General features: G+C 68.5%; 15 protein-coding genes. 4 read left to right on the forward strand and 11 right to left on the reverse strand.

The annotated features are described in order from the left end of the window. Positions 1 to 222: 222 nt before the first annotated feature. The 8 genes from ACLJRM_RS08895 to ACLJRM_RS08930 all read right to left on the reverse strand — a co-directional run bounded on the left by ACLJRM_RS08895 (position 223) and on the right by ACLJRM_RS08930 (position 11,221). On the reverse strand, positions 223 to 909 hold the full coding sequence (locus tag ACLJRM_RS08895) for an SDR family oxidoreductase (protein WP_410662732.1): 687 nt from the start codon (positions 907 to 909) through the stop codon (positions 223 to 225). A 14-nt stretch (positions 910 to 923) separates the two neighbouring features. Next, positions 924 to 2,648, reverse strand: a complete 1,725-nt coding sequence (locus ACLJRM_RS08900) for a hypothetical protein (protein ID WP_410662733.1) — start codon at positions 2,646 to 2,648, stop codon at positions 924 to 926. A gap of 53 nt (positions 2,649 to 2,701) precedes the next feature. Next, complete coding sequence (locus ACLJRM_RS08905; RefSeq protein WP_410662734.1) at positions 2,702 to 3,319, reverse strand: class I SAM-dependent DNA methyltransferase; 618 nt, start codon at positions 3,317 to 3,319, stop codon at positions 2,702 to 2,704. Between the two features lie 32 nt (positions 3,320 to 3,351). Next, on the reverse strand, positions 3,352 to 4,992 hold the full coding sequence (locus tag ACLJRM_RS08910; protein WP_410662735.1) for an SdrD B-like domain-containing protein: 1,641 nt from the start codon (positions 4,990 to 4,992) through the stop codon (positions 3,352 to 3,354). Between the two features lie 130 nt (positions 4,993 to 5,122). Then, positions 5,123 to 7,225, reverse strand: coding sequence for a PhoX family protein (locus ACLJRM_RS08915; protein WP_410662736.1), 2,103 nt, complete (start codon positions 7,223 to 7,225; stop codon positions 5,123 to 5,125). 178 nt (positions 7,226 to 7,403) lie between these two features. Then, complete coding sequence (locus ACLJRM_RS08920) at positions 7,404 to 9,458, reverse strand: PhoX family protein (protein ID WP_101611499.1); 2,055 nt, start codon at positions 9,456 to 9,458, stop codon at positions 7,404 to 7,406. Positions 9,459 to 9,555: 97 nt separating this feature from the next. Next, positions 9,556 to 10,773 carry an MFS transporter gene (locus ACLJRM_RS08925; RefSeq protein WP_101611500.1) on the reverse strand — a complete coding sequence of 406 codons (1,218 nt, stop codon included), beginning with the start codon at positions 10,771 to 10,773 and terminating at the stop codon, positions 9,556 to 9,558. Then, complete coding sequence (locus tag ACLJRM_RS08930) at positions 10,763 to 11,221, reverse strand: MarR family winged helix-turn-helix transcriptional regulator (RefSeq protein ID WP_410662737.1); 459 nt, start codon at positions 11,219 to 11,221, stop codon at positions 10,763 to 10,765. Before ACLJRM_RS08930 ends, ACLJRM_RS08925 begins: the two co-directional genes overlap by 11 nt. A 77-nt stretch (positions 11,222 to 11,298) precedes the next feature. On the opposite strand from ACLJRM_RS08930, the gene ACLJRM_RS08935 reads away from it, so the two are divergent. Further along, positions 11,299 to 11,934, forward strand: coding sequence for an HAD family hydrolase (locus tag ACLJRM_RS08935; RefSeq protein WP_410662738.1), 636 nt, complete (start codon positions 11,299 to 11,301; stop codon positions 11,932 to 11,934). Positions 11,935 to 12,028: 94 nt separating this feature from the next. Here the strand turns inward: ACLJRM_RS08935 and ACLJRM_RS08940 are convergent, their stop codons facing one another. Continuing rightward, on the reverse strand, positions 12,029 to 13,111 hold the full coding sequence (locus tag ACLJRM_RS08940; RefSeq protein ID WP_101611503.1) for an inositol-3-phosphate synthase: 1,083 nt from the start codon (positions 13,109 to 13,111) through the stop codon (positions 12,029 to 12,031). A gap of 62 nt (positions 13,112 to 13,173) precedes the next feature. After that, entirely contained in the window at positions 13,174 to 13,719 is a 546-nt protein-coding gene (locus ACLJRM_RS08945) for a PadR family transcriptional regulator (RefSeq protein WP_101611504.1), read from the reverse strand. A gap of 248 nt (positions 13,720 to 13,967) precedes the next feature. Here ACLJRM_RS08945 and ACLJRM_RS08950 point away from each other — a divergent pair, with 248 nt between their 5' ends. The 3 genes from ACLJRM_RS08950 (at position 13,968) to ACLJRM_RS08960 (ending at position 19,971) form a co-directional block, all read left to right on the forward strand. After that, positions 13,968 to 14,381, forward strand: coding sequence for a DUF5318 domain-containing protein (locus tag ACLJRM_RS08950; protein ID WP_101611505.1), 414 nt, complete (start codon positions 13,968 to 13,970; stop codon positions 14,379 to 14,381). A gap of 496 nt (positions 14,382 to 14,877) precedes the next feature. Beyond that, on the forward strand, positions 14,878 to 17,265 hold the full coding sequence (locus ACLJRM_RS08955) for a transglycosylase domain-containing protein (protein ID WP_410662856.1): 2,388 nt from the start codon (positions 14,878 to 14,880) through the stop codon (positions 17,263 to 17,265). A gap of 162 nt (positions 17,266 to 17,427) precedes the next feature. Then, on the forward strand, positions 17,428 to 19,971 hold the full coding sequence (locus tag ACLJRM_RS08960; protein WP_101611507.1) for a transglycosylase domain-containing protein: 2,544 nt from the start codon (positions 17,428 to 17,430) through the stop codon (positions 19,969 to 19,971). 85 nt (positions 19,972 to 20,056) lie between these two features. Here the strand turns inward: ACLJRM_RS08960 and ACLJRM_RS08965 are convergent, their stop codons facing one another. After that, positions 20,057 to 21,106, reverse strand: coding sequence for a Gfo/Idh/MocA family oxidoreductase (locus tag ACLJRM_RS08965; protein WP_410662739.1), 1,050 nt, complete (start codon positions 21,104 to 21,106; stop codon positions 20,057 to 20,059). Between the last annotated feature and the right edge of the window lie 50 nt (positions 21,107 to 21,156).

The raw sequence follows: 21,156 nt of genomic DNA on the forward strand, positions 1-21,156 counted from the left end.
GTGAGGCGGTGTGGACAACTGGGTCGCGAGGGTGCTTCAGGGAAGGCGCGGGTGTCTTGAAGGGCACCTTTGGGACGCTCAACGTCCCAAAGGTGCCCTTCAAGACATGCGTGAGCCAATGCCGAATCTGAGACGCTCAGCGACTCAAATGCGACATTGGGAACAGTGGGCCGCGAAGCGGTGAAGTGCCCCTCAGGCGGGCCGCGGAGAGCAGTGCAGCGGCTAGACCAGGCCCCGGGGCCGGAGGATCACGTCGGTCGGGTGGGCGTCGCCGGTGGCGGAGACCGCGGCGAGGACGGCGGCCCCGACGGATTCGGGGCGCAGGAAGCGTTCCGGCTCGTACGAGCGGCCTTCGTCGGCGATGATCGCCTGCTGCATCTCGGTGTCCGTGCGGCCGGGGTAGATCGACGTCACCCGCAGCGCGGTTTCTTCGTCCCGCAGCGCGTCGGCGAAGGCGCGGACGGCGAACTTGCTCGCCGCGTACGGGCCCCAGCCCGGACGCGCGTTCTGCCCGGCGCCCGAGTTGATCACGACGACGTGCCCCTTCGAGGCACGCAGCGCGGGCAGGAGTTGCCTGGTCAGCGTGACGACCGCGAGCACGTTGACCTCGAAGTTCGCCCGCCAGTCGGCGTCGGTGGCCGTCTCGACCGTGCCGAGTCGCGCGACGCCCGCCGAGTGCACCAGCACGTCCAGTTCGCCGAACTCGGCGGTCGCCGTCTCCAGTGCCTCGGCATCGGTCAGTTCGACCGGCCACGGCGTCGCGTCGGGCAGCGTGCCCGCCAGTTCCCCGAGCGCGTCGGCGTCGCGGCCGCCGAGCAGCAGCCGGTGGGTGGGGGCGAGCGCGCGGGCGACGGCGGCGCCGATTCCGCGGGTGGCACCGGTGACGAGGGCGAGGGGAAGATCAGCCATGGCCGTCACGCTAGTCACCCGCAGGTGACCGGCGGCGACGCCACCCGGGGGAACCGCACGGAGCCGCGCGCGAACGAGCCGATGAGGTTGTCCGCGAACCGGCCCGCCGTCAGCGGATCCCGCACGGACACGTCGATCGCCACGAGCTCCGGGCAGCTGAGCGCCACCCGCGCGGCGGCGACGTCCTTGGCGCGGACCGGGCCGCCCTCGGCGATCGGAAGCCGCGCCGAATTCGCCAGTTCCCACACCGGGGGCAGCCATTTCTGGTGCCCGGTACGGCCGTCGGGGAGCGACGTCGAGTGCGCGGCGAACGGGTTGGCGAGGCCGTAGCCGTCGCGCAGCCGCAGGTCGAGCGGGATCAGCTGGCCGAGGGCGCCGATGCTGTCCGCGGCGACCGTCACGTACGGCCGGTCCGTCGGATACGCGTACCAGCGCCTGGTCGCGTAGTCCTGGATCAGCACCGCAGGGCCTTCCACGCCGCGGACGGCGCTCAGTACCGACGGCATCGACGGGTGGTCGGCGTAGTCCTCGGCCAGGATCGGATGTTCGTGCCCGGTCGCCCGCGACCAGTACGACCGCTCGTCGGTGACGCCGACGGCACGCGGCTCGGCGGAATACGGCGGGCGAAGCGAACCGGCCGCCACGAACGCCCAAATCCCGACGGCCAGCAGGAACGCGGTGGTCACCCTGGTCATCGGCAGCGCCAGCACGGGCAGCAGCAGGCAGAACAGCGCCGGAAGCAGCATGCGCCCGTGCATGAAATCGCCGCCGACCCTGATCACGTACAGCGAAAGCAGCACCGCACCGACGAGCGGGACCGCGGTAAGCACCGCGAAGGTTCTGTCCATAGTGGACTTCACGGTGAGGAACGCGGCGGCGAGCAGGAGGACCGGCAGCAGGAGCCAGTACGGCTGGAAGAGATCGGCGAGGTACGCCCAACCTCGGCCCCAGTTCGCCTCCGACGCCTCCTTGACCAACGCGGTGTTCGGCGTCAGCAAGCCGTAGTAGCCCATCCGGAACACCTGATACGCCAACGGAAGCGCGCCCGCCACGGCCAACAGGACCAGCGCGGGGCGAAGTCCCGGCCACAGGAGCACCACCAGCGCCACCAAGGCGACACCGCTGAAGAGCGCGAGATCCGGCCGGACCAAGGGCCCCAGCCCGGCGACGAGCGCGACCGGCCAGGTGCGCAGTTCATCCATTGTGGACAGACGGCGGACGAGCAGCCACCAGGTGCCGCCCAGCCACAGGGTGATCAGGCCGGTTTCCAGCCCGGACGTCGCGAAGTCGCGGAACGGCGGCAGCGCGCAGACCACCAGCGCCCCGGCGGGCGCGAGTCCGTGGAACGCCAGCGGCTGGTAGAGCCGCCGGGCACCGTCCAGGCCGAAGAACAGCCCGGCGACCGAGAAGACCAGCCCGGTGACCACGGAGATCCACTCCAGCGGAACTCCCGGGATCAGCCCGAACACACTCAGGATCGCCGTCCACAAAGGACTGGTGTTGGTCTCGACCCGCTCGCCGACGTTGAACACCGGCCCGTTGCCCGCGAGGATCTGACGGACCGTCCGCAGCACGATCAGCCCGTCGTCGCTCATCCAGCGGCGGCGCCAGGCGAGGTCGGCGTAGACCATCAGCACCAGGCCGAAGCCGAACCAAGTCCAGGTCGACGGCCGCCGGAACCAGGTGCGCGAAGGCCAGTCGGGCGTGTTCTCGCCCGTGGTCGTGCTCGTCTGCGTCATGGCCCCGCCCGGCTCGGTTTCGTGCGCAGGAGATCAGGTCTGCGGGCCGCGAGTCAAACCGCCCGGGCGGACAGGCAGGACTGTGGCAGCTTCCTCCCTTCCATGGTCAGCCGCGCGGTGACCTCGAAGCCGGCCTGGCCCAGCAGCTCGGCGACCCTGCCGGGATCCAGCAGGTACGCGTCGTAGGTGACCGGGTGGCCGTACGCCGTCTCCGGGCTCAACCGCTCGTCGCCGACGTGGAATCCGACCAGCAGCCGACCGCCGGTCACGAGCGTGCGGCGGAACTCCGCGAACACCGCCGGGAGCACCTCGGGCGGCAGATGGAAGATCGACCACCACGCGACGAGGCCGCCCAGTTCGCCATCCGGAATCTCGAGAGCGGTCATCGAGCCCACGGAGAACCGCAGGTCAGGGTACTTGCGGTGGGCGATTTCGATCATTTTCGGCGACAAGTCGACACCGGTGACGTCGAGGCCGAGTGACGCCAGGTGAGCGGTGACGTGGCCAGGGCCGCAGCCGACGTCGGCGACCGGGCCGCGCACCTGCTCGGCGAACGCGGCGAGCATGGCGCGGCCGATCGGCTCCTGGTCGAAGAGCTGTCCGACCCGCACCGCGTAGTCCTCGGCGACGGTGTCGTAGGACTCGCGGGTGGCATCGAGGTGAGTGGTCACGGTGGGCGACGCTAGCGGCACCCACCGACAGTTCAGGGCTCGATCAGCCCGGCGTCCCTGGTCAGGTCCTCCGGCGCCCCCAGAGCGGTCACCGGGGTGCACCCGGTCGCGGGATCCGCCGCCGAGTCGGTGCCGTTGTACTGCGCCGCGCCGGACCGGGTCAGCTGCCGGGCCCCGGCGTCGAAACAGACCTGGTAGGAGCCCGGAAGCAAGCGTTCGAAGACGTACCGCCCGTCCGGCCCGGTCACGGTCGAGCCGATCTCCTTCGCGGAAGCGTCCTTCAACGTCACCTTCACGTCCGGGACGCCGAGTTCGTCGCGGGTCTGCAGGCCGTCCTTGTCCTTGTCCAGCCAGACGAAGTCGCCCAGTTTGCTCATCGGCGCGGTGAGTCCGGCGGCGAGCGTCAGGTCCAGGCGTTTGCGGGGGCCGACCGTGGTGGTCGCGGTGCAGCCGGTCGCCGGATCGGCGTCCGAATCCTTCGCGTCGTCACCCGCGTCCTTCGCCGTGTACGTGTAGCCCGCGAACTCGGGCGGAAGCGCGCTGATGTCGAAGCAGACCTGGTAGATGCCGTCCTTCAGCTTGGTGAAGCGGTACTTGCCGGCGGCGTCCGTGGTGAGCGTGCCGAGCGCGGTGCCCGACGCGTCCTTCAACGTCACCTTCACGCCCGGGACACCCGGCTCCGCGGGATCCTGCAGGCCGTTCCGGTCGACGTCGTTCCAGACGAACTCGCCGATCTCGTCGATCGCGGGCGGCGGGGTGACCTTGATGGTCGTGGTCGCGGTCTTCTTCGGCAGCTTGCCGCTGGAGACGGTCACGGTGTTGACGCGGCCGTTGTCCGCTTCGGTGACGTTCTTGTGGTCGCACGTGACGGTGGCGGACTTGCCGCCGTCGAGGCTCGCGATCGGGGCGGACTTCACGTCGCAGTACGGGTCGTCGACCTTGATGTCGGTCAGCGTCGTGGTGCCGTCGTTGGTCACCGTGAACCGGTAGTTCGCGGTGGTGCCCGCTTCGAGGGTGGCCGTGGCGCCCCAGGCACCGCTCGCCGGATCACGCACCTCCGCCTTCGCCGCGAACGAGGCGACCTGCAGGTGCACGCAGTCCCACATGACCCAGTTGTGGTCGGTGGCGGCGAAGAACTTCACCGAACTGGCCGACGGCGGGGCGGTCGACGGCGGGAAGTCCTGCCTCGCCAGTTTGCCGTCGGTCTCGACGGCGTGCGTGACCTTGAGTTTGTTCTCCAGGACGACCTTGTTCGACGCGTTGTAGAACCGCAGTCCCGTTTCCCGGACGGCGTCCGCGCGACGGAGGTTGTCGTCGTTCGTGCCGGTCCAGTCGGTCAGCGTGTAGACGGCGCCGGGCACGAACTTCATCGCCGCGTAGGCGGTGCTGACCATCTTGTCCGGCGTCGAGATCAGGGCGTATTTGCCGCCGTCCTGCTGGTAGCCGCCCATCGTCGACAGCCGGGGCTGCTTGCTCTTCGGTGTCCCTGTCGGCACCGGGGCGGCCGGGTTGAACGTGTACCCGGCCGGCGGGCTGCCCTGCTCCACGCTCGGGTTCGGCGCGGCGCCGCCGGTGCAGCCGGACGGGACGGCCGGAGCCTGCGCCAGCGCGGGAAAAGCGCCCGCACTCAGCAGGAGTGTCCCGGTCGTCATCAACACCAGTGCCCTTTTCACAGGGCTGAAGCTAGTTACCCGGTCCCGGTTCCGTAATCGCTGAACCGTGTCGACGATCGCCCCGATCAGGCAGAACCGAGAGTGATCGGGTGCCGCCGCCGTCTTCCCACGGCGGCGGCACCCCGCCCCCCTACTTGACGCCGATGCGGCCGACCTGGCCCCAGCGGCCCTTCTTCCACACCGACACGATCGACGGCCGCGGCTGCGCCGTGCCACCGTCCGGCCAGTGCGACGTCGGGTTCGCGGAGCTGGCCGCGTTCTCACCCGGGTGCTGCACGGCGACGAGCACCAGGTGGTCGGTCACCACCGGGCCGCAGGTCTCCGCGCCGACCGGGACCGACAGGAACTGCTTGACGTGCCCGCGCTCCGGACCGTCGACCGGCACCGAGAACAGGCCGTCGTTGGAGCCGAGCGCGTTGCCGTCGGTGGAGATCCACAGGTTCCCGTGCCGGTCGAACGCGACGTTGTCCGGGCACGAGATCGGGCTGACCTGGTCCTTCGGGAAGCCACCGAAGTAGGTGTCTGCCGTCTTCGGGTCGCCACAGACCAGCAGCAGACGCCACTTGAACTTCGTGGCGGCCGAGTCGCCGCGGTCCTCGTCCCATTCCAGGATGTGCCCGTTGCGGTTGTTGACGCGCGGGTTCGGCTCGTCGACGCCCGCCTTGCCCGCCGCGCCGCGGTCGCTGTTGTTCGTCAGCGCCGCGTAGATCCGGCCGTTGACCGGGTTGGGCTCGATGTCCTCGGGGCGGTCCATCTTCGTCGGCTGGACCTTGTCCGCGGCCTGCCGCGTGAAGACGTAGACCTCCTCGGCGGTGAAACCGTCCACAAAGGACTTGTTGCCCGAGACCAGCGGGATCCACTCGCCGACGCCGTCGAATTCGCCGTCCGCGGGGAGCTTTCCGGTGCCGTCGATCTCGCCGGGGCTGTCGCCGGTGAACCGGGCGACGTACAGGGTGCCGTCGTCGAGCAGCGCGGAGTTGTGCCGCCGCGCGTGCGCGCTCTTGCCCGGCTTGTACTTGCCCTTGGAGACGAACTTGTAGATGTACTCGAAGCGCTCGTCGTCACCGGAGTAGACGGCGACGCGGCCGTCCTTGGTGATCTTGATGTTCGCGGCCTCGTGCTTGAACCGGCCGAGCGCGGTGTGCTTGATCGGCGTCGAGTTCGGGTCGTTCGGGTCGATCTCGACGACCCAGCCGAAGCGGTTGGCCTCGTTCGGCTCCTGCGCGAGGTCCCAGCGCTTGTCGAACCGCTCCCACTTGCGGGTGGTCGCGGCGCCGGAGAAGCCGTAGCGCTTGAGGCGCGCGGCCGCGACCGGGTCGGTGACCGACGCGGCGTTGGCGAAGTACTGGTTGACGTTCTCCTCACCGGAAAGCACGGTGCCCCAAGGGGTCACGCCGCCGGCGCAGTTGTTCTGCGTGCCGAAGACCTTGCGGCCGGTCGGGTCCGCGGAGGTCTTGAGGAACTTCGACCCGGCCGCCGGGCCGCGCACCTCGAAGGCGGTGTTCAGCGTGATGCGGCGGTTGAACGGGCTCGGCACCGCGCGCAGCGCCCCGCCGATCGGGTCGCGGAAGGTCTGCACGACCGAGAGGCCGTGCGCGGCCCAGGCGATCTTGACCTGTTCCTCGGTCGGGTTGGCCGGGTCGTACTGGTCGGCCGGGAACATGTGGACCTCGGTGGTGTACTCGTGGTTCACCACCAGCAGGTTGCGGATGCCCAGCGGGTCCTGCGGGATCAGGCCGACGAAGTCGTTGTTGTAGCCGAACTGCTTCGCCTGCGCCGCCGCGGTCTGCTTGCGGAAGTCGAACTTCGGGGCGCCGAATTCGACGGCGTCGCCCCAGCGGATGACGACGCGCTGGTCGTAGCCCTCGGGGATGGTGACCGCGTCGAGCTTGTTCGGCGGCACCGCTGTGAAGTCGGTGCCGGGGACCGGACGGCCGGGGCGGCCCGGCTTGCCGTGGCCGGCGGCCGCGACGTCGGCCGGGGTCTCGGCGGCGGCGGCGGTGCCGGACAGCGCGGCGAAACCTCCGGCCGCGGCGGCCATCACGGCACTCGCCTTCAGCGCGCCACGACGGGACAGCATGCTCTTGACGACGTCGCCGAAGTACTCGTTGTCGGAGGTGTTCGGCTCGGGGTGGGCACACGCGTTGCCGCAGCGGTACTCACAGGTGACCGCGGAGCGGCCGCCGGGATGGGAGGTGATCAACGGCAGGAGCCGCTGAGGCTCGAAGGACACAAGGCCTCCATGTTCGCGGTGGGTTCACGTAGTCCAGTCGGGGGAACGTCGTGACGGTAAGCGACCAAAACGATCCAGTCCTGGACGGCAGGTGAACAGCGCGCGAACGAGCGATGGCGCGCTGCCGGAGGGGCCGCGCGCCATCGACGAAAAGTACTGCTAGAACGTTGCTTGCCGACTAAGAGCCGATGTCGGACAGGCCGTGCCTGCCGGGTTTCCAGACCGCCACCACCGACGGCCGGGGCTGGGTTTCGCCGCCGTCCGGCCAATGGGAGGCCGGTTTGTCGGCGTTCGCCCCATCCACTTCACCCGGATGCTGGACACAGACCGTGACGATCTTCTCTTCGACGATCGGTCCGCAGGTTTCCGCGCCGCGGGGCACGGTGAGGAACAGCTTCAGCTCCCCGCGGTTGCGGCCTTCGAGCGGCACGGAGTACAGGCCGTCGTTGATGCCCAGCGCGCCTGCCGAGTCGGTGGAGATCCACAGGTTGCCGTGCTTGTCGAAGGCCACGTTGTCCGGGCTGGAGATCGGCGAGACCTGATCCTTGGGGAACCCGGCGAAGTAGGTGTCGGGCGAAGCCGGGTCACCGCACACCAGGAACAGCCGCCAGCTGAACGTCAGCGCGAGCGCGTCGCCACGGCGTTCCTCGAACTCCAGCACCTGACCGTGTTTGTTGTTCAGCCGCGGGTTGGGCTCGGTGGCGCCCTCCTTGCCCGGCTTGCCACGATCGACGTTGTTGCTCAGCGCGCAGTAGATCCGGCCGGTGCGCGGATGCGCCTGGATGTCCTCCGGGCGGTCCATCTTGGTGGCGCCCACGCGGTCGGCCGCCTCGCGGGTGAAGACGTACACCTCTTCGGCGGTCATTCCGTCCACAAAGGACTTCTTGCCGGAGGCGAGCGGGATCCATTCGCCGCTGCCGTCGAATTCGCCGTCGCTGGGCAGTTTCCCGGTGCCGTCGATCTCGGCGGCGGGGCTGTCACCGGTGAACCGGCCGACGTACAGCGTGCCGTCGTCGAGCAGGGTCATGTTGTGCCGCTTGGCATGGGCGCTGTCGCCCGGCTTCATGCGGCCCTTCGAAATGAACTTGTAGATGTACTCGAAGCGCTCGTCGTCACCGGAGTAGGCGACCACGCGGCCGTCCTTCGCGACGCGGATGTTCGCCGTCTCGTGCTTGAACCGGCCGAGATGCGTGTGCTTGACCGGGGTGCTGTCCGGATCGTTCGGGTCGAGTTCGATCACCCAGCCGAAGCGGTTGGCCTCGTTCGGTTCCCTGGCGATGTCCCAGCGCGCGTCGAACCGCTCCCATTTCCGGGTGGTCGCGGTGCCGTTGATGCCGTAACGCGCGAGCCGCTTGCGCTTCACGGGATCGGTCACCGTGTCGGCGTTCCCGAAGTACTGGTTGATGTTCTCTTCGCCGGACAGGATCGTGCCCCACGGCGTGACGCCGCCGGCACAGTTGTTCATCGTGCCGAGCACCACCGTGCCAGTAGGGTCGACGGCGGTCTTGAGCAGTTCGCTGCCCGCCGCCGGGCCGGTCACCTTGAACGGCGTGTGCAGGGTGATGCGGCGGTTGTAGCGCGACATCTTCGGCCGCAGGTGCCCGGTGTCCCGTCCGCGGGACACCTGGACGACCGTCAGCCCGTGCGCGGCCCAGGCGATCTTGACCTGTTCTTCGGTCGGGTTGTTCCGGTCGTAACCGCGGAACATGAACTCTTCCGAGGTGTACTCGTGGTTCGTGACCAGGAGCGAGGAGAGTCCCCAGCGATCGAGGGGCAGCAGCGCGGCGAAGTCGCAGTTGTAGCCGAACTGCTTCGCCTGCGCGGCGGCTGTCTGGTGGTCGAAGTCGAACTCCGGCGCGCCCGGCAGGACCGCGTCACCCCAGCGGATCACGATGCCCTGCCGATAGCCCTCGGGCACCACGACGGCGTCGAGCGTGTTCGGCTGCACTCGTTCGTAGTCGGTACCGGGTGGTGGTTTCGGCCTGCCGTGGCCGTGACCAGACGGCTCGGCGGAGGCGGGCCCGGCGAGCGCGAGCGGCGTGCCGGCGGCCAGTGCGACGACGGCGGTCGCCTTCAGCGCGCCGCGGCGGCTCACCGCCCCGAGGACTTCGGCGAAGGTGGGGTTGTCCGAGGTGTTGGGCGCGTCGTGGAAGCACGCGTCCCCACAGCGATAGGTACAGGTCACTGACGCCCGGCTTGGTGAGTGGCCGGCCAGTAACGGAAGGAACTTCACGCGGACCTCCGGTCAGGCAGTTCGGGAGGTCGACGCTAAGGCACCGGACCAACGAGAGGAAACCCCTCGTTGGTCCGGTGTTCACCTTTTGTTCGAATTACATCTCTTCGCCGACGAGGACCGCTTCGGCCGGAATCGTGTGCGGGTCCGCGGTCTTCTCGCGGATCGTCAGCAGGGCGCCGGCGAGGACGCACAGGATCGCGGCGATCACGAACGGCGCCTGCTTGGCGCCGAACCACTCGGCCAGGTGACCGACGACGGTCGCGGCGACCGCGCCGCCGAGCCAGCGGCAGAAGTTGTACCCGGCACTCGCGACCGGACGCGGGGCGTCGCTGATCGACATGGCCGTCCCGGTGAAGAGCGTGTTCAGCAGACCGGAGACCAGCCCCGACAGGATGATGCCGACGACCAGCACGGGCTTGCTCGGGATCGCCATGATCAGCAACAGGACGGCGTAACCGAAGACGGCGACCACGGTCGCGTGCCGCTCACCGAGCTTCGCGGCGAGTTTCGGCGCCAGCACCACTCCCGCGACGGCGACCGAAAGGCCCCAGCCGCAGAAGATCAGGCCGACCGCGACGGCGCTCCACTCCAGCACGAACGGCGACCAGGCCAGCACCACGAAGAACGCGGCGGTGTAGAGCGCGGAACCGATCGAGGTGCGCAGGAGGCCGCTGTGCTTCAGTGCGCGGAACGGGTCGAGCAGGCGGATCTTCGGCCGCTTCGCCTTGGCATCGGCGGTCAGGAAGATCGAGCACAGCACGAGACCGCACAGCATCAGCAGCGAAGTGCCGATGAACGGGCCACGCCACGAGATGCTGCCGAGCAGCGCGCCCAGGAGCGGGCCGACCGCGAGGCCGACACCGAGCGCGGCTTCGTAGAGCAGGATCGCGCCCGCCTGGCCGCCGGTCGCGGCGCCGACGATGACCGAAAGCGCGGTCGCGATGAAGAAGGCGTTGCCGAGACCCCAGATCGCGCGCAACCCGATGAGCTGCTCGATCGACCCGGACGCGGCGCACAGCGCGGTGGCGACGACGACCAGCGTCAGCCCGACGACCACGGTCCGCTTGGCCCCGAACCGGGCACTCATCGCGCCGGTCACCAGCATGGCGACCGCCTGGACGCCGAGGTAGCTGGAGAACAGCAGCGTCACTTCGGACGGCGTCGCGTGCAGGCCCTCGGCGATCGACAGCAGGATCGGATCGACCAGCCCGATGCCCATGAACGCGATGACCGCGGCGAACGCGGTGATCCATACCTGTTTGGGCTGTCCTTTGAGAGCGTCCAACAGGCTCGAGTGGGACTCAGCGCTCATCGCGGATCAGTTCCTCCTTCTTGTCTTCGTGCAGCAACCTGGTGAAAGCGGGGAGCGCGGCTTCGATCGCGGCGCGGTCGGGCTCGTCCAGCCCGATGAGCCGCTCGCGGAGGAATTCCTCCCTGGCGACGATCAATCGGCGATGGAAACGCTGCCCCACCTCGGTGACCTCGACGAGCACGGCGCGGCCGTCGGCGGGATCGGGACGGCGGCTGACCAGGCCGAGCCGCTCCAGGCGGCGGACGACGTCGGTCATCGTCGGCATCCGGACCCGCTCCAGCTCGGCGAGCGCGCTCATCCGGCGCGGGCCGCCGTTCAGCAGCTCCGACAGCACCGAACCCTGGGTGAGGGTGAGCCGCACCTGCGGGGTCTCCCGGCGGACGAGGTAGTACAGCCGGAACACCAGTGGGCGCAGCCGGTGAGCGAGATCGGCGGCTTTCGTGGTCACTTAGCCATGCTAACTAAAATTACTGAGCATGGCTAAGTAATCTGCCGCACAAATCTTCACCGCCTAGGCTTGGGGGTGTGGAAGCGGTGATCTTCGATCTCGACGGTGTCCTGGTGGATTCGGAAAAGATGTGGGACGAGGTCCGGCGGGCGGTCGCCCACGAGTTCCACGGCACCTGGCGGGACGAATCGACCAGGGCGATGCAGGGGATGAGCACCCCGGAATGGGCCGCCTACCTGGCGCACGACCTCGGCGTCCGGCTCCGGCCCGCGGACGTCGCGCAGGTGGTGGTCGAGCGGATGGCGCGGCGGTACGCGGAGAAACCGCCGATCATCCCGGGCGGACCGGACGTCGTGCGCGAGGTCGCGAGGCACTGGCCGGTGGCGATCGCGAGTTCGTCGCCGCCGCTGCTGATCAAGGCGTTCCTGGACATCACGCGGCTACCGGTGCCGACGGCGGTGTCGTCGGAGCAGGTCGGCGCGGGCAAACCGGCGCCCGACGTCTACCTGAAGGCGGCGGAGCTGCTGGGCGTGGAGCCGAAGAACTGCGCGGCCGTGGAGGACACGACGAACGGGCTGCGCGCGGCGCTGGCGGCGGGGATGACGGTGTACGCGGTGCCGAATCCGCACTTCCCGCCGGATCCTTCGGTGCTGGCGCAGACGACGGTGATCCCGGCGATCACGGACCTGCCCGCGGCCCTCCACACACCCTGACCCTCGCCTCCGCGCCCCCTCACCGATGCAATGAAAGGCCCGTTACTTGCAAAATTTGCAAGTAACGGGCCTTTCATAGCGCACTACGGGAGGGTCACGCCTCGCCGGCGATGAACTTCTCGACCTCGTCGCGCGCGGTGGAGTCGTCGTACTGCTCCGGCGGCGACTTCATGAAGTACGAGGAAGCCGAGAGGATCGGGCCGCCGACGCCGCGGTCCAGCGCGATCTTCGCGGCACGCACGGCGTCGATGATGATGCCCGCCGAGTTCGGCGAGTCCCAGACCTCGAGCTTGTACTCCAGGTTCAGCGGCACGTCACCGAAGGCGCGGCCCTCGAGCCGGACGTAGGCCCACTTGCGGTCGTCGAGCCACTGCACGTAGTCCGACGGTCCGATGTGGACGTTGCCCTTGCCGAGCTCGCGGTCGACCTGCGAGGTGACCGACTGGGTCTTCGAGATCTTCTTCGACTCGAGCCGCTCGAGCTCCTTCATGTTCAGGAAGTCCATGTTCCCGCCCACGTTGAGCTGCATCGTCCGGTCGAGCTGGACGCCGCGGTCCTCGAACAGCTTCGCCAGCACGCGGTGCGTGATGGTGGCGCCGACCTGGGACTTGATGTCGTCACCGACGATCGGGACACCGGCCGCGCGGAACTTCTCCGCCCACTCGGGGTCGGAGGCGATGAACACCGGCAGCGCGTTGACGAACGCCACACCGGCGTCGATGCACGCCTGCGCGTAGAACTTGTCGGCCTCTTCGGAGCCCACCGGCAGGTAGGAGACGAGCACGTCGACCTCGGCCTCGCGCAGCGCGGCGACGACGTCGACCGGGGTCTCGTCGGACTCCTCGATGGTCTCGCGGTAGAACCGGCCGAGCCCGTCGTAGGTGTGACCGCGCTGCACGGTGACGCCCAGCGGCGGCACGTCGGCGATCTTGATGGTGTTGTTCTCGCTGGCGAAGATCGCCTCGGACAGATCGCGGCTGACCTTCTTGGCGTCCACGTCGAACGCGGCGACGAACTCGATGTCGCGGACGTGGTACTCGCCGAACACGACGTGCATCAAACCGGGCACGCGGGTGCTGGGATCTGCGTCGCGGTAGTACTGAACGCCCTGGACCAGCGAGGCCGCACAGTTGCCGACGCCCACGATGGCCACCCGAACGCGGCGGTTCTCGCCCATGCCGGTTTCTCCTTCATTCGTCCAACAGTTGTAGGTAGTGCTCAGCGGGCACGGAGAGCGCCTCAGGTCTCCGGTCCGCGCTGCTCGGCCTGTTCGTGCGCGATCAGCTCATTGAGCCAGCGCACCTCCCGCTCACTGGACTCCAGCCCGAGCCGGTGCAGCTCACGGGTGTAGCGGTCGATCTTCTCCTCGGCCCGCGCCATTGCCGTCCGAAGTCCTTCTCGGCGTTCCTCGACCCGACGACGACGGCCCTCCAGGATTCGCATCCTGACGTCGGCCGGTGTCCTCGAGAAGAACGCCAGGTGGACGCCGAAGCCTTCGTCGTCCCACGTCTGCGGGCCCGCGTCACCGAGCAGTTCGGCGAACCGTTCCTTGCCCTCGGCGGTGAGCTTGTACACGCGCTTGCCCCGGCGTGCCCACGCCCGGTCTTCCACCTCTTCGAGCTCCTCGACGAGGTAACCGGAGCGCAGCAGCCGACGCAGGGTCGGGTACAGCGAGCCGTACGAGAACGTCCGGAACATCCCGAGCGTCTCGTGCAAACGTTTGCGCAGCACGTAACCGTGCATGGGGGTCTCGTGCAACAGCCCCAAGATCGCGAGCTCCAGCACACCGCACCCCCTTCCGGGAACAAACCGCGACCGGTCGCGTTGGCCACCGAGACCGGTTCGGTCAACCTACCGGCCCACTATATCGCGCCGATACATCGGAGTGGTGTAGCTAACCCCGATCGAGCGTCGGCGGAACCGGACGAAATTCACCGGAGAGTTATCGAATCGTCGGCGTGTCCGGTCGTGCACGGTCCGTCTCCCCGAGAACGGGGCGTGGACCACACAGCAAGAGCCCGTACTCTGTTGGCGTGCGAAACCAGCGGCAGGTCGTGGACTACGCCTTACAGCGGCGCTCGCTGCTCAAGGGCGTCCACTCCGGACGGGTCGGCACATACGACGTCTGCGACGCGGGCCCGTACCTCCTGCGGGCCGCGAAATTCCACGGACGACCTGGTGAGCAGGACTGCCCGGTCTGTCACCGGGAGGAACTGACCCTGGTGTCCTGGGTGTACGGCGAGGAGCTCAAGCACGTCGCCGGATCAGCCAAGACACCGGAAGAACTGGTGCGGATGGACGGGCTCTTCGCGGAGTTCACCGTCTACGAGGTCGAGGTATGCCGGAGCTGTCACTGGAACCACCTGGTGCGCTCCTACGTCCTCGGAACAGGAGACCCGGGAAGCACCCGGCCACGGACCCGGTCGCAGAGGACAGCGGGTCAGTGACAGGTACCGAAATCGCAGTTGAGCACAGAGCGGCGTCCCCCGAAGCGCCGGTCTGGGAGGCCCATTCGTGAACGACGACCGCAACCGCTCCTGGCCAGGCCAGGAGCCTGATGCACCTCGCCGTGCCCACTGGCCGGGCGAAGAGGACGAGCCCGGCTGGCCGGGCGAGGAACCCCCGCGCCGCCCCCAGCGCCGGACGCCCCCGAACGGCACCCCCCGCTCGGCCCCACCACGGTCCGCGGCCCCGCGCCCGGTCGACCCCCAGTGGCCCGGCGGGGACAGTGGCGGCAACGGCGGCCCCGAATGGCCGTCCGACGACGAACCACGCCGTCCCGCGGCCCCGCGCCGCCCCAACGGCATGCCCCCGCGCAGGCAGGGACCCCCGCCGCCCGGTGGCCGCCCCCAGCGTTCCCAGCAGGGCGCCGTCGGTCACCGGCCGCCGCCGCCCCCGCCCGGCAACCGCCGCCCGCCCGCTCCCGCCGACCAGGCGACCGCGATGGTCCGCCCGGTCGAGCCGGACCCGTACGAGCGCGAGCCGGACCTCATCACGCACCACACGCACAACGGCACCGAAGACCCGTACGGCTACGACCCGTACGACGATCGCTATGACGATCGTCACGAAAGCTCGGCCCTCGGCGCCGAGAGTGACGATCAGTACGAAGACGAGCCCGCCGAGGACGAAGACGGCGACAAGAAGAAGGTCCTCACGCCGAAGCAGCGCAAAAAGCGCCGCTGGCGGATCATCCGCCGGGTCCTCTACTCGATGTTCGGCCTGTTCGTCGTGGTGCCGGCGATCGCGTTCGTCATCACCTACTTCCTGGTGGACGTCCCGTCGCAGGAAAGCATCGCGAGCCTGCAGAGCCAGCCGATCACGCTGACGTACGCCGACGGCAGCCCGATGGGCAAGATCGCGCCCGCGAGCGGCGGCAGCCGGTACCTGCTTCAGCCGGGCGACGTCCCGGACGCGGTCAAGAAGGCCGTTTACGCGGCCGAGGACTCGTCGTTCGAAACCAACTCCGGGTTCGACGTCGGCGGCATCCTGCGCGCGGTCTACAACAACGTCACCGGCGGCCAGGGCGGCGGTTCGACGATCTCCCAGCAGTACATCAAGAAGGCCACGGCCAACGAGGCTCCGACGCTCACCCGTAAATGGACCGAGCTGGCCAAATCCTTCAAGATGAACAACCAGATGTCCAAAGAGGAGATCATCACCGCGTACCTCAACACCATCTACTTCGGTCGCGGCGCGAACGGCATCGAAGCGGCCGCGCAGGCCTACTTCAAGAAGCCCGCCAAGGAGCTCGGCGCGTCCGAGGCCGCCTTGCTCGCCGGCCTGATCCAGGGCCCGAGCAAGTCCGAGAACGACGCGTACGCGCAGAGGCGCTGGAACTTCGTGATGGACCAGATGGTGGCGAACAAGTGGCTCGACCCGGGTCAGCGTGCCACCGCCGAGTATCCGAAGCCGATCCCGAAGGCTCAGGCGAAGGCCGACGACGCCGGGACGCTGAGCCTGCACATCCGCAACCGCGTGATCGACGAGCTCGAGGCCCGCGGCTACGACCAGGACCGGCTGCACCAGGGCGGCTTCAAGATCACCACGACGATCGACCCCAAGGCGCAGAAGATGGCCGAGGAGTCCGTCGCCGAGGGGATGAAGGGCCAGACGGACGAGAACATCCTGAACGCGCTGGTCGCGATCGATCCCAAGACCGGCGGTGTGGTCGCCTACTGGGGCGGCCCGGACTGGACGAAGAACGCGCAGGGCCAGGACGTCCAGGCCATCGACTGGGCGAACGTGCCGCACAACCCCGGATCGGCGTTCAAGGCCTTCGACCTGACCGCGTTCCTCAAGATGGGCAAGGGACTCGGCGAGACGTTCGACGGCTCCAACAACCGGAAGTTCGACGGCCGCACGATCCGGAACGCGGGCGAGAGCTCCAACTGCGGTACGCAATGCACGGTCGCCGAGGCGATGAAGGTCTCCGCGAACACCGTGTTCTACGACATGGTCCGCAACGCGACGAAGATCGACCCGGTGGCGAAGGCCGCGAAGGAAGCCGGCGTGATGGTGGAGGCCGACGGCGGCAAGGCGAAGCTGAGCCCCGACATCAACATCGCCCTCGGCGGTGGTGGCACGGTCACCACGGCCGAGGACATGGCGGCCGGTTTCGCCACCTTCGCCGGTGAAGGCGTCCGGCAGAAGCAGCACTTCGTCGCCAAGCTGGCCAACTCCCAGGACGAGGTCGAGTTCGACGAGACGGCCCCCAAGGGCTCTCCCGCCTTCAGTGACGACGCCGACAAGAGCAAGCAGATCGCCGGCAACGTCACGGACGCGCTCGAAGAGGTCATCCCGTACTCGAAGCTGAAGTGCCCGAAGGGTCACGACTGCGCGGGCAAGACCGGCACGCAGCAGTACGACTTCAAGGACAGCGACCCGGCCAGCTACCGCGACCGCAACGCGCAGACCTGGATGGTGGGCTACACGCCGACCATCTCGACCTCGGTGTGGGTCGGCGGCGACGGCAACAAGCCGCTGCACGACAAGAGCGGCAAGCCGGTCTACGGCCGGACCATCGCGGGTCCGATCTGGGAAGACTTCATGTCCCGGTACATGACCGGCAAGCCGTCGGAGAAGTTCGACAACGTCAAGCCGATCGGCAAGGACGCCAGGTACGTGCCGCCGACGACGGCCTCGAAGCCGCCGCAGACGTCGACGCCGCCCGAGACGCCGACGACCACTCCGACGCCGACGATTCCCACCGAGCCGACCGAGCCGACGGAAACCGGCGGCTGGCCGACGAAACCGACCAAGCCCACGAAGCCGACCAGGCCGGGGCCGGGGACTTCGGAGCCGTTGTTCCCGAACGGCGAAGATCCGTGATGACCGGGCGAAGCGCATGAAAAAGGTGTGCCGGGCAGGCTGCCCGGCACACCTTTTTTCGTCGCCCCCGGTGAACCTGAACCGATTTGATACGTCTTAGGTAGAAGGAGACCTGCGACCGCAGGACCGCGCTCACCCACGAAAGGTTCGGAGGACGTCAAGGTGAACGACGATCCCCACGGCGGATGGCCAGGTCAGGACCCGGACCCCGCCCGTCGTCCGCAACGCCCGGCCGGACCGCCCCGCCGCCCCGCCGGAGGTCCTCCTCCGGGTTACGGGCAGCAACAGGGTCCCGGACCGCAGGGACCGGGGCAGGCACCGTGGCAGCGGCAGGGTTCGCCCCAGCAGCCGCCGCCCCAGCAGCCGCGACGTTCGCAGCGACCGCCGGTCGCGCCGCAGCACGAGCCGGACCTCATCACGCATCACGAGCACAACGGCACCGAGCACCGGTACGACGCCGACCGCGGCTATGAAGAGCCGTACGAAGACGAGCAGTACGCCCCGGAGACCGACGAAAACGGGAAGCCGATCCTCACCCCGGCGCAGCGCAAGAAACGCCGGTGGAGACGGATCCGGCGGGTCTTGCTCGCCCTGTTCTGCCTGTTCGTCGTCATCCCGGGGATCGCGTTCGTGATCACCTACTTCAACGTCGACGTCCCTTCGCCGCAGTCGATCGCGGCGACGCAGGGCCAAGCGGTGACGTACTACTACGCCGACAACACCGAAATGGGCAAGGACGTGCCCAAGGGTGGCAACCGGCAGATCCTGACGCCGGAGCAGATCCCGGACATCGTCAAGAAGGCCGTCATCGCCACCGAAGACGCCTCCTTCGAGACGAACTCCGGCTTCGACATCGGCGGCATCCTGCGCGCGGTCTACAACCAGGTGACCGCGGGCAAGGGCGGTGGTTCGACCATCTCCCAGCAGTACATCAAGGTCGCCAGCGGGGACGACGAATCGTCACTCACCCGTAAATGGACCGAACTCGCCAAATCCTTCAAGATGAACCAGACGTACGAGAAGAAGGACATCATCTCGGCGTACCTGAACATCATCTACTACGGGCGCGGCGCGTACGGCATCGAATCGGCCGCGCAGGCGTTCTTCGCCAAGCCCGCCGGCGAGCTGAACGCTTCCGAAGCGGCGCTCCTCGCGGGCCTCATCCAGCAGCCCGGCCGTTCGGAGAACCCCAAGGTCGCGAACGAACGCTGGACCGTCGCGCTGAACCGGATGGTGCAGAACGGTTTCCTCTCCGCCGCGGACCGCGCGAACCTGCAGTTCCCGACGCCGGTGCCGCAGGCCGACAAGGAACAGGCCGGGGTGGTCAACCCGTTCATCCGCGACAAGGTCAAGGAAGAACTGGCCGCGAACGGCATCACCGACAGCGCCTATTACACGGGCGGCTACAAGGTCTACACGACCATCGACCCGAAGGCGCAGGCCGCGGCCGAACAGGCGATCGCCGACGGGATGAAGGGCCAGACCGACGAGAACCTGCTCAACGCGCTCGTCGCGATCGACCCCAAAACCGGCGGGGTGAAGGCGTACTACGGTGGCCCGTCCATCGTGAAGGGACCCGACGGCAAGGACCAGAAGGGCCGGGACTGGGCGAACACGCCGCAGAACCCCGGGTCGTCGATGAAGCCGTTCGACCTCACCGCGTACATGCAGATGGGCAAGGGCGGCATCAACTCGACGTTCGACGGGTCCAACAACCGGCAGTTCGGGAAGCAGACGATCCGCAACGCCGGTCCCGGCAGCTCGTGTTCGGCGCAGTGCACGGTGTCCGAAGCGATGCAACGCTCCGCGAACACGGTGTTCTACGACATGGTCGTGAACGTGACCAAGCCCGGGCCGGTGGCACAGGCGGCCAAGGACGCCGGGATCAAACCCGCTCCCGAAGGCGCCTCCGAACTGTTCGCCGACAACAACATCGCGCTCGGCGGTGGCAAGACGGCCGTCAGCCCGGAGGACATGGCCGCCGGGTACGCGACCTTCGCGGGCGATGGCCAGCGGCGGAACAGGCATTTCGTCGCCAAGGTGACCAACTCGCAGGACGAGGCCGCGTACTCGGCTCCGGAGGAGGCGAAGCCCGCTTTCTCCGACAACTCCGACAAGAGCAAGCAGATCGCGGGCAACGTCACCGAGTCGCTCAAGGGTGTCATCCCGTTCTCGAAGCTCAAGTGCCCCAACGGTCACGAGTGCGCGGGCAAGACGGGAACCCAGCAGCACACCTACCGGCAGGGCGAGCCCGCGTCGGCGAAGGACTCCAACTCGCAGACCTGGATGGTCGGCTACACGCCGTCGATCTCGGCCGCGGTGTGGGTCGGCGGCGACGGCGACAAGGCACTGAAGGGCAAGAACGGCAAGGCGATCTTCGGTTCGACGATCGCCGGGCCGATCTGGCAGAAGTTCCTTTCGCTGTACCTGAACGGCAAGCCGGGGGAGCGCTTCGACAAGGTCAAGATCATCGGCGGGGACGACAACAACACCGTCCCGTCGACGCAGACCCCGCCGGGCGACAACGAGGACCCGAACGAGACCGGCACGCCGTCGACGGGCCCGTCGACAGGGCAGTCTTCGCGGAGTGAGGAGACGGAGCCGCCGTCGAGCTCGAAGAACCCGCCTTCGTCCAGTGAGAACAACGGGGAAGAAGGCAACGGCAACGGTCCCGGCCGCGGTGGCGGCAGAGGGGACAACGGATAGCTGAAGGGGCCCTTCACCGCATGTCACGCGGTGAAGGGCCCCTTTGCTACGTCCTATGCGGGGAAAGTCCCCTTCAGCCCCTCGGTCAGAGGGTGACGACGCGCCGTTCGGCACCCGAAAGGTGAGCGGCTTCGATGACCCGGAGCGCCTCGACGGCGGAGGCGGGATCGACCGGGAACTCGCCCTTGCCGAGGAGCGCGTCGCGCACCTGCGCGTAGAAGTCCTCGTAGCGGCCGACCTCGGTGGGCACGGTCTCGACGTCGTCGTTCACGCCCAGCTTTCCGGCGTCCGACGGCGGCTCGACCGCCCAGCCGGGGTCACCGGGCCGCAGCCCGTCCTTGATCTGCGGCTCTTGGACGTCGAGGCCGTACTTGGTGAACGTCGCCTTGTCGCCGAGCACGCGGAACCGGGGGTTCCGGGTCCCCGCCAGCGCGGACGCCCACAGGTGCGAGCGCACGCCGTTCGTGTGGTGGAGGGCGACGAAGACGTCGTCGTCGACCGAGACCCCGTCACGGCGCTTGTCGACCTCCGCGTAGACCTCCGCGACCGGGCCGAACAGCTGCAGCGCCTGGTCGACGATATGCGCGCCGAGGTCGTAGAGCAGCCCGCCCGCCTCGGCGGGATCACCGAACTCGCGCCAGTTGTCCCGCGGCTTCGGCACCCAGCGGTCGTAGCGTGATTCGAAGCGGAAGACGTCGCCGAGGCGGCCCGCGTCGAGCAGCTTCCGGACGGTGAGGAAGTCCGAGTCGAACCGGCGGTTCTGGAACACCGTCAGGCCGACGCCGTTGGCCTGCGCGGCCTCGACGACCTTCGCCGCTTCGGCCGCGGTCGGCGCGAAAGGCTTGTCGACCACGACGGGCAGCCCTGCCTCGATCGCCCGAAGCGCGAGCGGGACGTGCGTGCGGTTCGGCGTGCTGACGACGACCAGGTCCAGGTCGGCCGCCTTCGCGAACAGCGCGTCCGCGTCCGGCAGCACGTCGGCGGCCGGATAGTCGGCGCTGGCCTGCCCGACCCGGTCCGGGTTCGAGGTGACGATGGCGGCCGGGGTCAGCCCCGGCGTCGCGCTGATCAGCGGGGCGTGGAAGACGCGCCCGCCGATGCCGTATCCGAAGATCCCCACTCGCAAGTCAGCCATGCCTCCATTAAACAACAGTGTTGCGTAATCAGCCAGCCGTGGCAGGATGC

This window comes from Amycolatopsis sp. lyj-84 (genome assembly GCF_046549075.1).
Taxonomy (GTDB): Bacteria; Actinomycetota; Actinomycetes; order Mycobacteriales; family Pseudonocardiaceae; genus Amycolatopsis.